The sequence below is a fragment of the Methylopila henanensis genome, from assembly GCF_042681025.1.
GTDB classification, from domain to species: Bacteria; Pseudomonadota; Alphaproteobacteria; order Rhizobiales; family Methylopilaceae; genus Methylopila; species Methylopila henanensis.
This window is the reverse complement of the sequence record NZ_JBHUER010000014.1, coordinates 15,985-27,368: the sequence shown is the minus strand read 5'-3', so window position 1 is coordinate 27,368 and position 11,384 is coordinate 15,985. Positions and strand designations below refer to the sequence as shown.

The 11,384-nt window shown below is 68.4% G+C and carries 13 protein-coding genes; 1 reads left to right on the top strand and 12 read right to left on the bottom strand.

What is annotated here, in order from left to right; translation table 11 throughout:
* The 9 genes from ACFSCV_RS18810 to ACFSCV_RS18770 all read right to left on the bottom strand — a co-directional run.
* A partial coding sequence (locus tag ACFSCV_RS18810; RefSeq protein ID WP_378801115.1) for an MSMEG_1061 family FMN-dependent PPOX-type flavoprotein occupies positions 1 to 506 on the bottom strand: 506 nt, incomplete at its 3' end.
* A complete protein-coding gene (locus ACFSCV_RS18805; RefSeq protein WP_378801114.1) occupies positions 506 to 1,126 on the bottom strand; it encodes a response regulator transcription factor in 621 nt (206 codons plus the stop codon). The genes ACFSCV_RS18810 and ACFSCV_RS18805, both read right to left, overlap by 1 nt.
* A 181-nt stretch (positions 1,127 to 1,307) precedes the next feature.
* Positions 1,308 to 2,006 carry an orotidine-5'-phosphate decarboxylase gene (gene pyrF / locus ACFSCV_RS18800; RefSeq protein WP_378801113.1) on the bottom strand — a complete coding sequence of 233 codons (699 nt, stop codon included), beginning with the start codon at positions 2,004 to 2,006 and terminating at the stop codon, positions 1,308 to 1,310.
* Positions 2,003 to 2,584, bottom strand: a complete 582-nt coding sequence (locus tag ACFSCV_RS18795; protein ID WP_378801112.1) for an NADPH-dependent FMN reductase — start codon at positions 2,582 to 2,584, stop codon at positions 2,003 to 2,005. The genes pyrF and ACFSCV_RS18795 overlap by 4 nt, the downstream gene beginning before the upstream one ends.
* Before the next feature lie 103 nt (positions 2,585 to 2,687).
* Complete coding sequence (locus ACFSCV_RS18790) at positions 2,688 to 3,311, bottom strand: class I SAM-dependent methyltransferase (protein WP_378801111.1); 624 nt, start codon at positions 3,309 to 3,311, stop codon at positions 2,688 to 2,690.
* An 85-nt stretch (positions 3,312 to 3,396) separates the two neighbouring features.
* Positions 3,397 to 4,527 (bottom strand): molecular chaperone DnaJ, encoded by a 1,131-nt coding sequence (gene dnaJ / locus ACFSCV_RS18785; RefSeq protein ID WP_378801110.1) that lies wholly within the window; start codon positions 4,525 to 4,527, stop codon positions 3,397 to 3,399.
* A gap of 150 nt (positions 4,528 to 4,677) precedes the next feature.
* The gene (locus tag ACFSCV_RS18780) at positions 4,678 to 5,541 is read right to left on the bottom strand and encodes an FkbM family methyltransferase (RefSeq protein ID WP_378801109.1); all 864 of its coding nucleotides are present in this window, start codon (positions 5,539 to 5,541) and stop codon (positions 4,678 to 4,680) included.
* A gap of 65 nt (positions 5,542 to 5,606) precedes the next feature.
* Positions 5,607 to 7,517 carry a molecular chaperone DnaK gene (gene dnaK / locus ACFSCV_RS18775; RefSeq protein WP_378801108.1) on the bottom strand — a complete coding sequence of 637 codons (1,911 nt, stop codon included), beginning with the start codon at positions 7,515 to 7,517 and terminating at the stop codon, positions 5,607 to 5,609.
* 285 nt (positions 7,518 to 7,802) lie between these two features.
* Positions 7,803 to 8,534: a hypothetical protein gene (locus ACFSCV_RS18770; protein WP_378801107.1), complete on the bottom strand. Its 732-nt coding sequence runs from the start codon at positions 8,532 to 8,534 to the stop codon at positions 7,803 to 7,805.
* A 68-nt stretch (positions 8,535 to 8,602) separates the two neighbouring features.
* Here ACFSCV_RS18770 and ACFSCV_RS18765 point away from each other — a divergent pair, with 68 nt between their 5' ends.
* Entirely contained in the window at positions 8,603 to 9,193 is a 591-nt protein-coding gene (locus tag ACFSCV_RS18765; protein WP_378801106.1) for an alpha-ketoglutarate-dependent dioxygenase AlkB, read from the top strand.
* 9 nt (positions 9,194 to 9,202) lie between these two features.
* On the opposite strand, the gene ACFSCV_RS18760 is transcribed toward ACFSCV_RS18765, so the two are convergent.
* From ACFSCV_RS18760 to ACFSCV_RS18750, 3 genes are all read right to left on the bottom strand, one after another.
* A complete protein-coding gene (locus ACFSCV_RS18760) occupies positions 9,203 to 9,583 on the bottom strand; it encodes a VOC family protein (RefSeq protein ID WP_378801105.1) in 381 nt (126 codons plus the stop codon).
* Between the two features lie 243 nt (positions 9,584 to 9,826).
* Positions 9,827 to 10,636 (bottom strand): metallophosphoesterase family protein, encoded by an 810-nt coding sequence (locus ACFSCV_RS18755; RefSeq protein ID WP_378801104.1) that lies wholly within the window; start codon positions 10,634 to 10,636, stop codon positions 9,827 to 9,829.
* Positions 10,633 to 11,169, bottom strand: coding sequence for a GAF domain-containing protein (locus ACFSCV_RS18750; RefSeq protein WP_378801103.1), 537 nt, complete (start codon positions 11,167 to 11,169; stop codon positions 10,633 to 10,635). The genes ACFSCV_RS18755 and ACFSCV_RS18750 overlap by 4 nt, the downstream gene beginning before the upstream one ends.
* Positions 11,170 to 11,384: the final 215 nt, after the last annotated feature.

Here is an 11,384-nt window from a genome sequence, read left to right as displayed (position 1 = left end):
GGCGCCAAGAATCCGGCGGGGTCCCACAGCTTCGACCGGATGACGGCCCGCGCGCACTGGAAGTAGACCGCCTCGACGGAGATGACGAGCGCCGTGCGCGGCGCGGCGCCGTCGACGGCGAAGGAGGCCAGAAGATCGGCGTCGACCGAGATCTCCGCCCGCCCGTTGACGCGCAGCGTCACGCCGGCGCCGGGGACGAGGAACAGCAGCGCCACGCGCGGGTCGCGGAGGACGTTGCGCAGCGAGTCGATGCGGTTGTTGCCCTTCCGGTCCGGCAGGATCAGCGTCCGGTCGTCGGCGATCCTGACGAAGCCGCGGCCGTCGCCGCGCGGCGAGCAGTCCAGCCCTTCCAGTCCCGAGGTCGCGAGCGCGGCGAAGGGCGAGGCCTCGATGATGGCGCGATACTCGGCCGTGAGCCGCGGGACCTGCTTGACGAGCGACGACTCGGCGGGCGCGCCGTAGATCGCCTCGAGTTGCTCGATCGTTTCGACAATATTGGCTGACATTAACCGGCGGTCATCACGATGCGGACGAGGTCGGCGGCGTTCTTGGCGCCGATCTTCTCCATGATGCGCGCCCTGTGCACCTCGATGGTGCGCGGACTGATGCCGAGCGCCCGACCGGCCTCCTTGTTGGACTGGCCGCCGGCGATGAGGGAGAGCACCTCCTTCTCGCGCGGGGTCAGCGCGGAGCTCCCCGAGAAGCCCGCGGCGACGCCGTCGTGTCGCGCCTCGGCCCGCGCCGCCGCGCCCGCGAGCGCCTCGTTGACCCGGCGCACGATGGTGGCGGGATCGAACGGCTTCTCGATGAAGTCCAGCGCCCCGTGCCGGATCGCGTCGACCGCCATGGGAATGTCGGCCGATCCCGAGATCATGATCACCGGCGCGCCGTAGCCGCGCTGGTTCAGCGTCTTGAGCACATCGAGGCCCGAGACGACGGGCATCATGACGTCGAGAAGCAGGCAGGACGGCGTTTCGACCGTCGCGCGCGACAGGAAGGCGGCCCCGTCCCCGAACTCCTCGACGGCGTAACCGTCGGCCCTGAACACCGCGGACAACACGTCGCGAATGGTTTCGTCGTCGTCGACGACGAAGACGCTGTGCCCCGTGCCTGCCAATGGCGTCATAAGCGTCCCCACGCTTCGCCCGAGCGCATTAACTACGTGAAAACGCGCAAGCGTCCCACCTAACTGCGCGAACTGGACGGAAGGCGCAAGGCATTCGTTTAACGAGCATTAACGTCGATCGCCGACGACCGCCCGCGGGCCGGCACCATTGGCGGAGCTGCTCGGTCGGTGTCCAGTCGCGTCAGGCCGCCGCGATCTCGGCGACGATCGCCTCGGCGGCGGCTCGGGGGTCGGGCGCCGACAGGATCGGACGCGCCACCACCAGCCGGTCGGCGCCGTTGCGGATCGCGTCCGCCGGCGTCGCGACGCGCTTCTGGTCGCCGATCGCCGATCCCGCGGGGCGCACGCCCGGCGTCACCGCGTGGAACGGGCGCGGCGCGACCGAACGGATCACCGGAAGGTCCGTCGGCGCGCAGATCACGCCGTCGACGCCGGCCTCGCGCGCCTGGCGCGCGCGGCGCGCCACAAGCTGCTCAGGCGATTCGCTGAAGCCCGCCTCCCTGACGTCGTCCGCGTCCCAGGAGGTAAGCACGGTCACGCCCAGCACCTTGAGGCCGCTCGCGCCGCGCCCTTCCGCCGCCGCCTTCAGCGTCTGCGGGTAGGCGTGCACCGTCAGATAGGTCGCACCCAACTTCGCGACCTGCCGCGTCGCCTTCTCGACCGTCGCGCCGATGTCGTGCAGCTTCAGGTCGACGAACACCTTCTTGCCGGAGCCCGCCAGGCGCTCGGCGAGCACGAGGCCGCCGGCCAGCGCAAGCTCGAAGCCCACCTTATAGAAAGTCACGGCGTCGCCGAGCCGGGCGACCATGGCCTCGGCCTCCTCGACGGTCGCAAGATCAAGCCCGACGATGAGGCGGTCGCGCGCGTCGTCCTGCGTCACGCCAGCAGCCCCGACTGCGCCACGAGGCGGCGCACCAGCGCCTCCAGAAAATCGGCCGTGCGCGCGTTGGCGAGGCCGCCCTCGGGCGTGAACGCGTCGGCGCCGCCGGCGACCGCCGCCATTTCCGGAAGCACCAGGGCGCCGAGGCCGAGCTCCATCATCGCGCGGAGCTGGGTCAGGCCGCGATAGCCGCCCATGGCGCCGCCCGACACCGCGCCGAGCGCGAAGGCCTTGGTCTTGAAGGCCGGCAGCGGCGGCCGCCCCTCGATGTTCACCCGCGACATCCAGTCGAACGTGTTCTTCAGAAGCGGCGGGAAGCTCGAATTGTATTCGGGGCTCGCGACGAAGGCCCCCTGCTGCGCGACGAAAAGATCCACCAGCCGCTTCGCCGCGTCGGGGACGCCCGACTGGTTCTGCAGATCGCCGTCGTAGATCGGCAGCGGATAGTCCCTGAGCGAGATGTGGGTCACGTCGGCACCGGCGTCGCGCAACGACCGGGCCGCAAGCGCGGCGAGCTTCTCGTTGAGCGAACCCGAACGGATCGAGCCTGCGACGACGACAATTTTCGGACTGGCCATGACGTTCCGTCGTTGGGCGAACGCGACGCCGCCGCGCGGCCACGTACAGAATGGATAGTCAGGAGCGCATTTCCTGACAACTCAAGGCGCGGATCCGCGCCTCTCAGACCGGGCGGCGGTAGATCCAGACGCGCGCCGGCGGCAGGTTGAGCCAGACGCGCGGGGAGCCGACAGTCGAGACCGGGCCGATCGCCTCGCGCGGGATCGGCGGCGCTACGCCGTAGGTGAACTGGATGAAGGGCGCGCCCGGACGGGACATGTCGAAGCACTGCTCGAGCAGCGCAACCCTCTGGCGCACGGGCTTGGTCAGCAGCGGCAGGCTGGAGACGGTCGCGATCAACGGCGTGTCGATCCGGCCGGCAAGGGTCTCGGCCGCGGAATAGGCGTCGCCCTGCACGACCTTGGCGCCCGGGAAGCGCTTCTGCAGCAGCGGCACGAACTCGGAGTTGAACTCGATCAGCACCAGCCGCTCGGCCGGCACGCCGCGCTGGATCAGCGCTTCCGTGACGGGCCCGGTGCCTGGACCGATCTCCAGGACCAGCCCGTCTTCCGTCGGGTCGACGTAACGCGCCATCATCCGCGCCAGCGCTTTGCCGGAGGGGCTCACGGCGCCGGTGACGAGCGGCTTGTCGAACCACGATTTGAGGAAGCGCGCCTCGTCCGCGAAATCGATGCCCTTCGTGCGGGCGCCGAGCCGACGTTCGTTGCGCCTTGCGGGCTCAAGCATGCAGGGAAGCTCCGTTACGACACGACGCGCACAATCCGGACTTTACGATGATCAACATCGCGGCGGTGTGACAAGAGCCACGACGTCACGCTCCTCCGAAAAACTCCTTCACCCGTGAAAAGAAGCCGCTCGATTCCGGATGATTGGCCTCGGAGGACTCGGCCGCGAACGACTCCAGCAGCTCGCGCTGGCGGCGCGTCAGCTTCTGGGGAATCTCCACGACCGCCTGAATGTACATGTCGCCGAACTCCTTGGACCGGAGCACCGGCATGCCCTTGCCCTTGAGCCGAAACTGCATGCCGGACTGCGTGCCTTCGGGGATCTTAACGCGCGTCCTGCCGCCGTCGATGGTCGGCGCATCGAACGAGCCGCCGAGGGCGGCCGTGGTCATCGGGATCGGCGCGCGGCAGTAGAGATCGGCGCCATCGCGCTGGAACAGCGGGTGCGGCTCGATCGACAGGAAAATGTAGAGATCGCCGGCCGGTCCGCCGCGCGTTCCGGCCTCGCCCTCGCCGCCCAAACGGATGCGCGTGCCGTCCTCGACGCCGGCCGGGATCGCGACCTCGAGCGTGCGTTCGCGGGTGACGCGGCCAGCGCCCTGGCAGGCGCCGCAGGGGTCGTCGATGATCTCGCCGCGCCCGCCGCAGCCGGGGCAGGTCCGCTCCATCAGGAAGAAGCCCTGGCTCGCGCGGACCTTGCCGGCGCCGCCGCAGGTGGGGCACTGGCGCGGCTTGGAGCCGGCCTTGGCGCCCGTGCCGGAGCAGACCTCGCAGGTGATGCTGGTCGGAATGCGGATCTGCGCGGTCTTGCCGGAGAACGCGTCGTCGAGCGTGATCTCCATGTTGTAGCGCAGGTCGGCGCCGCGCTCGCGCCCGCCGGACGAGCGCGCGCGGCCGCCGCCGCCGCCGCCGAAGAACGAATCGAAGATGTCGGACATGAAGTCCGACATGTCGGCTCCGCCGGCGCCGCCCCCGCCGCCGAAGCCGCCCTGCTCGAAGGCGGCGTGGCCGAAGCGATCGTAGGCCGCGCGCTTCTGCGGATCCTTCAGGCAGTCATAGGCCGCGTTCACCTCCTTGAACTTGGCCTCGGCGGCGGCGTCGCCCGGATTGCGGTCCGGGTGCCATTTCATCGCCGACTTGCGGAACGCGACCTTCAGTTCGGCGTCGGTCGCAGTCCGCTCCACCTCGAGAATCTCGTAGAAGTCGCGTTTTGACATTCCGTCACCAGCTTTGGACCGCGCCCGACCGCACGGTCAGATAAAGTGAACAGGGTCGAGCCGCAAGAACGCCGACGTCGACCGTGATGAACATTCCGCCAGACCATGCCGACCGATCGTCCGGGAGAGAGATGATCTTCGCGCAGACCGTCAAACCTGCCCGGAAAGCGCCGCCACGACGTTGAGCCGGGTGCGCGCAGCGATCTCGTAGCCGTTCGACCTCAGCAGGCCGATCATCGGCGCCGCCTCCGCCTCCGAGCGCCCCACCTCGACGATCATCATGCGAGGCCAGGCCTCCGCCGGCGCGGTCTCGAACAGGCCTGCGACCACCTCGAAATCCATGCCCTCGACGTCGACCTTCATGGCGTCCACCGCGGCGAGACCGTGCGCGGCGAGGATCGCGCCGAGCGGCTTCACCTCGACCTCGACGCCGCCGCCCTGCCCGGATTCCGCGAGACGCGACTCGCCGCGATTGCGCGGGTCGTCGATCATGCGCGCCACGCCCACGACCCGCCCGACCGCCGCGGGCTCGACCGTCACGTCCGCGGCGCTTGCCGCCACGTTGGCCTCGAGGCGCGCGCGGTTGATTGGGTCGGGCTCGATCGCAAGCACCGAGACGCCCCGCCCCGCCCGCCGCCCCACGGACGCGAGCGCGAGACCGTAGAAGCCCGCGTTCGCGCCGACGTCGACGAAGACGAAGGGCTTCGCCGGGTCCGCCGCGAACAACGCCGTTTCGAGCGCGCGCCGTTCCTGCGCGTCCCAAAGATGGGCCGCGAGGAAGACGTGCTTCTCCGTGCGGTTGGTCGCCGGCCGAAGTCGCGCATGGATGGTGGGGAACACTTCGACGTCGTAAGGCGCCGCGCTCGCCGCGAAGCAGACGCGCCTCAGCAGCGAGGCGAGCCTGCGGCCGACGGCGTTGTCCGGAACGGCGTCGCCGAGCGAACGCACCGCTTCCACGAAGCGGGGCGCGCGGTGCGCCCCGTAGGGCGGCTCGATGGTCGCGTCAGCGATCATGGCGGGGGCCGCGCAGGCGATCGCCGCCCGCCCCCCTTTGCGGAGGGCGGGCGGCGTCGGCCTGATCAGGCCGACTTCTTCTTGTCGTCGACCTCTTCGAAGTCGGCGTCGACGACGTCGTCCTTCGCCTGGGCGCCGGCTTCGGCCGAAGCCGCGCCGTCCTCGTTCTCAGCACCTTGCGCGTACATGGCCTCGCCGAGCTTCATGGAGGCCTGAACCAGCGCGTTGGTCTTGGCCTTGATAGCCTCGACGTCCTCGCCGCCCAGCGCCTCGCGCAGCTCCGCGACGGCGGCTTCGATCGCCGTCTTGTCGCCGGCCGGAGCCTTCTCGCCCAGGTCGGCCAGCGTCTTCTCGGTCGAGTGGATCAGGGCCTCGCCCTGGTTCTTGGCCTCGACCAGCGCGCGGCGCTGCTTGTCGGCCTCGGCGTTGGCCTCGGCCTCCTTGACCATCTTCTCGATGTCGGCGTCCGAAAGGCCGCCCGAGGCCTGGATGCGGATCTGCTGCTCCTTGTTCGTCGCCTTGTCCTTCGCGGACACGTTGACGATGCCGTTGGCGTCGATGTCGAAGGTCACCTCGACCTGCGGCACGCCGCGCGGCGCGGGTGGGATGCCGACGAGGTCGAACTGGCCGAGGATCTTGTTGTCCGCCGCCATTTCGCGCTCGCCCTGGAACACGCGGATGGTGACCGCGGTCTGGCCGTCCTCAGCCGTCGAGAAGGTCTGGCTCTTCTTCGTCGGGATGGTGGTGTTGCGGTCGATCAGACGCGTGAAAACGCCGCCGAGCGTCTCGATGCCGAGCGACAGCGGGGTCACGTCGAGCAGCAGCACGTCTTTGACGTCGCCCTGCAGCACGCCGGCCTGGATCGCGGCGCCGATGGCGACGACCTCGTCCGGGTTGACGCCCTTGTTGGGCTCCTTGCCGAAGAACTGCTTCACCGTCTCCTGGATCTTCGGCATGCGGGTCATGCCGCCGACCAGAACCACCTCGTCGATCTGGCCCGCCGACAGACCGGCGTCCTTGAGCGCGGCCTTGAGCGGCGCGACGGTGCGCTGCACGAGGTCGTCGACCAGGCTCTCGAACTTGGCGCGCGTGAGCTTGAGCGTGAGATGCTTCGGCCCGCTCGCGTCCGCCGTGATGTACGGCAGGTTGATGTCGGTCTGCGCCGAGGAGGACAGCTCGATCTTGGCCTTCTCGGCCGCCTCCTTGAGGCGCTGCAGCGCGAGCTTGTCGTTGCGCAGGTCGATGCCCTGCTCGCGCTTGAACTCGTCGGCGAGATAGCCGACGAGGCGCATGTCGAAGTCCTCGCCGCCGAGGAAGGTGTCGCCGTTGGTGGACTTCACCTCGAACACGCCGTCGCCGATCTCGAGGATCGAGATGTCGAAGGTGCCGCCGCCGAGGTCGTAGACCGCGATCACGCCGGCCGACTTCTTGTCGAGGCCGTAGGCGAGCGCGGCCGCGGTCGGCTCGTTGATGATGCGCAGCACCTCAAGGCCGGCGATCTTGCCGGCGTCCTTGGTGGCCTGACGCTGGGCGTCGTTGAAGTAGGCCGGAACGGTGATGACCGCCTGGTCGACCTTCTGGCCGAGATGGGCCTCGGCCGTCTCCTTCATCTTCTGAAGCGTGAAGGCGGAGATCTGCGCCGGGGAGTAGGCCTTGCCGTCCACTTCCACCCAGGCGTCGCCGTCGCCGCCGGCCACGATCTTGTAGGGGACGAGCTTCTTGTCCTTTTCGACGGTCGGGTCGTCGAAGCGGCGGCCGATCAGGCGCTTCACCGCGAAGATCGTCTTGTCGGGATTCGTGACCGCCTGACGCTTCGCAGGCTGGCCGACGAGCCGCTCGCCGCCGTCGGCGAAGGCCACGATCGACGGCGTCGTGCGCGCGCCCTCGGAGTTTTCGATGACGCGAGCCTGCGTCCCGTCCATTACGGCGACGCAGGAGTTCGTGGTTCCGAGGTCGATACCGATGACCTTGCCCATGTGTCCCATTCCTCTCATTCAGCGTTCAGCGAACCGGAGCGGCCCCGAAGCGGCCCGCTGCGGGACGGTTCTCGCGAACGCCCTGCAGCACCTCGGTTCCTCGAAAGAATTCCCGCGTCCCCGCGGGGTCGGCGGGGATATAAGGAGGCGATTTCAGGGCCGCAAGTCGCGAGATGACGCTGGCGTGAGGTGGCGGGAAGCTCTCGTGCGCCGGGACACGGGCGTGCCAGGGCGGGCACGGTCCATGCGATCGGGTAAATCGCGCCGCCGAAGCCTTGCCGCGGCTCAGCGCGTGCGCGTTTCCCGAAGCTGCGCGCGGCGGGTCGTCAGGTCCTCGTAAGCGAGCAGAAGCTCGACCCGGCAATCGGCGGCGACTTCCCGCGGCGCGCCCACGGAAAGCGTGACAGGCGCGGCCTCGCCGCCGCCGCGCAGGGCGACCTCGCCGCGACCAGCCGCGACCGACGTCACCGCCACCCGCCACGTCTTGCCGCAGATCGGCGTCTCGGAGCTGTCGGCGAGCGTCATCACCCGCCCGTCCGCGAGCGCGGCGGTCTTGACGCGAGTCTTCTCGATGTCGGCGTTCAACTGACGCGCGCGGTCCAGCATGGAGCCGGCGGGCGCGTCACCGATCGACGGGCGAGGCCCGGCCGAAACGGACGTCGAAGGCGGGAGCGCCGGCTTATGCGGCGGCGCGACGTCTGCGGCGGACGGCAGACCGACCTTTGCCGCAGGCGACGCGACCTCGGCCTTCCGCTCCACCGGCGGTGGAGCCGCGGCGCGGTCGGATGAAGCGGACTCCACGCGTTCCGGCGTCGCAGGCGTTGGCGGCGGCGCCTCTCCGCTCTTGAGGAGACCGGTGATCGACTGAACGAGATCGTAAGCCACCGTGTCCTTCGGCGCGCTCAGCACGTTGGTGAACACGGTCCCGACGAATCCGGCGACCGCGAGGGCCGCGGCGCCGATAGCGCCCTTGGCGAGCGCGCCCCAACCTGCTTTCGTCTCCCCGGACGTGGTCAAACGCGTTTCCTCCCACGTTGATCCCTCTAGGTAATTCTACGGATCAATCCGGCGCGCCTCAACCTCACATGAAATTTGCTCCCGGCCACCTCTCCCCCGAGGAACAGTCCGCCCTGCTGGCGACGCTCCGCGCGGCTCTCGCGGAGGCTCCGTTGTTCACGCCGACCATGCCGCGGACCGGCAAGCCGTTCTCGGTGCGGATGAGCAATCTCGGCCCGCTCGGCTGGGTGTCGGACCGCAACGGCTACCGTTATCAGGCGACCCACCCGGTCACAGGCCGTCCATGGCCGCCGATCCCCGAGAGGCTGCTGACGGCCTGGGACGAGATCGGGGGCTACCGGCTCCCTCCGGACGCCTGCCTGCTGAATTGGTATGAGCCCGGCGCGCGCATGGGCCTGCATCAGGATCGCGACGAGCAGGATCTCGACGCCCCCGTGGTTTCGCTGTCGCTCGGGGACGAGGCCGTGTTCCGCATCGGCGGCCTGAAGCGGGGCGATCCGACCCGCTCCTTCAGACTGGCCTCGGGCGATGGGATGGCGCTTATCGGCGACAGCCGCCTAGCCTTTCACGGCGTCGACCGCATCCTTCCCGGAACGTCCGCCCTGCTCCGAACGCCGGGACGAATCAATCTGACGCTGCGCCGCGTCCGACGCGGCTGACCGGCCGCTTCAGGCGGCGATCTCCGCCACCGAGGGTTCCGGAGATATGCATCCGATCGGCGAGCCTGCGGGATCGCTCAGGATCGCGATACGACCGACGTGAGGAATGAAGGTGGGCTTGCGCAAGACGCTCCCGCCGGCGGCGACCGCCGTCGCGCAGGCGACGTCGACGTCGTCAACCTCGACATAGGAAAACCAGTGCTCCGGCACGCCGTCGAACTCCGCGTCGCGCATGTGGTAGAGGCCTCCCACGACTTTCTCGTCTTTGAACACCAACCAATAATCCGCCGCTTCGCCAGCTTGGCGAAACGTCCATCCCATGGTTGCAGAATAGAATAATTTCGCGCTGTCTGGATAACGCGTGTTCAACTCGGTCCAGTAGAAAGACATTAGCGCCGACCTTTGATGACCCAGAGACGCCAGCCCAACTCCAGCGCATGGCGCCTACAATGCCAACAATCGCCAAAAGCACAAGCTCTTCTGAATAATTTGTGATGGTATACGTGGCAGATGATCAGAAGCTGAGCAAAGCCGCTTCGGTATCCTGCGTAAGGAATTCGAACTGTTCCAAAATGACGCAGTTGCAAACAGAGTAAAATTATCGGCTTGACCTGTTGGATCGCATTTACGTGATCAGCCCAACACCTGCACGGCGAGCGCGTCCGGAGCTATCCGTCGCCGCCATTGCTGGGGATAGCCGAGCGACACCTCCTCGTAGCGTACGCCGTCGACGATCGTGGTCCCGCGCATGTGCAGATGGCCCGAGATCACGACTTCAGCCCGGAAACGCCGCGGCCAGTCCGCGGTGCGCCGCGTGCCGCACCACAGCGAGAACCGCGGCGCCCGCGGCACGCGCACGAGTTCGGACAGCAGCGGCCAATGATTGATGAGGACCGTGGGCGTCCCGTCCGCGCAGGCCGCCCTGAGCCTCCGTTCGGCCAGATCGCACCGCTCACGGCACCAGCTCGGGCGGTCCGGATGCGGCGCCGGATCAAGCATGATCTCGTCCGCGCAACGGACCCCCGCTTCGCGCGCCCACGCCACCGCCTGCTCGAACGGCACGTCGTCGGGACGGAAGCTGTAGTCGTAGAGCGTGAACAGCGGCGCGACCCGGAACGTCCGCCCGCCGAAAGCCGCAAGAGGGTAGTCGTCCTCCGGCGTGAGCGCTCCGCGCGCCTGGCAGAGCTCCACCATGCGCTCGTAGCGCGCGCGCCCGCGCGGCGAACCCGGCGGCAGGCTCCAGAGTTCGTGATTTCCAGGGGTCCAGATCAGCCGGGCGAACTTTCCGCCGAGCGCGTCTAGGGCGAAGCGGAGATGCTCCTCCGTCTCGCCGACGTCCCCCGCGATCGCCAGCCAATCGTCGGGTCGAGGCGTGATTGCGCTCAGCGTCTCACGATTTTCCGTCGAGCCGAGATGAAGGTCGCTAATCGCGTAGAGCCTCAAGACACCTCGCAGCGCGACCGCCCGGAGGACGCAGCGTCACCTTTTTCCCGCGCCATGGCCCGCCGCAGCCAGAGCAAGGCTTCGACACGGCGCGCCAGCGCGTTCATCGCAGCCCGCTGGCGCCCCGTAAGACCGCCCGGGCGGGGCTCGCTGCTGGCGACGCACAGCAGCCCGAGAATGAGCCCGTCCGGGGACCGCAGCAGAGCGTTCGCGTAGAAGCGAAGATAGGGCGGCTCGTTTACGAAGGCGCAGTCCCGGGTGCGGTCGTCCTCGGCCAGATCATCGATGACGAGCATCTCGCCGCTCGCAAGGCTGTGCCGGCAGATCGAGCCTGCGATCGGCACGCTTTCGAGGCTGAGCCCGACGATCGCCTTGACCCATATGCGATCGCTGCCGAAGAAGCTGATTGCAGCGTAGGTCGCTCCACAGAGCTCGCCGAGCAGTTTTGCGATTTCGTCGAACTCCGATTCGCGCGGGGTGCCGAGGATGCCATAGCTGCGGAGGCTTCGGAGCCGGCGTGCTTCGTCCAACATGATCGTGAGGATCCGATCGGTCCTGCAGTCCAGTAGGGTGAGAGCGCCGCGGAGGATCGGAGGGCCGGCCGACGCTGAACATGGGATTCATTTCATCACAACGGGATGCGCCGCAAGGCGCAGCTCAGAACTTTGTGAGTATAAAGAACGCCAACGCAGGATTTCCCTAACCGTCGCGCCCGATTGCGGACGCTGGACCGGTCCGTCCCCGGACG

Bases quoted from the DNA above. Each gene is read 5' to 3' on its own strand.
- ACFSCV_RS18805 (WP_378801114.1), bottom strand. From the start codon at position 1,126: ATGACGCCATTGGCAGGCACGGGGCACAGCGTCTTCGTCGTCGACGAC.
- ACFSCV_RS18780 (WP_378801109.1), bottom strand. From the start codon at position 5,541: ATGATCGCTGACGCGACCATCGAGCCGCCCTACGGGGCGCACCGCGCG.
- ACFSCV_RS18750 (WP_378801103.1), bottom strand. From the start codon at position 11,169: ATGTTGGACGAAGCACGCCGGCTCCGAAGCCTCCGCAGCTATGGCATC.
- dnaK (WP_378801108.1), bottom strand. From the start codon at position 7,517: ATGGGCAAGGTCATCGGTATCGACCTCGGAACCACGAACTCCTGCGTC.
- ACFSCV_RS18765 (WP_378801106.1), top strand. From the start codon at position 8,603: ATGAAATTTGCTCCCGGCCACCTCTCCCCCGAGGAACAGTCCGCCCTG.
- dnaJ (WP_378801110.1), bottom strand. From the start codon at position 4,527: ATGTCAAAACGCGACTTCTACGAGATTCTCGAGGTGGAGCGGACTGCG.
- ACFSCV_RS18795 (WP_378801112.1), bottom strand. From the start codon at position 2,584: ATGGCCAGTCCGAAAATTGTCGTCGTCGCAGGCTCGATCCGTTCGGGT.
- ACFSCV_RS18790 (WP_378801111.1), bottom strand. From the start codon at position 3,311: ATGCTTGAGCCCGCAAGGCGCAACGAACGTCGGCTCGGCGCCCGCACG.
- ACFSCV_RS18760 (WP_378801105.1), bottom strand. From the start codon at position 9,583: ATGTCTTTCTACTGGACCGAGTTGAACACGCGTTATCCAGACAGCGCG.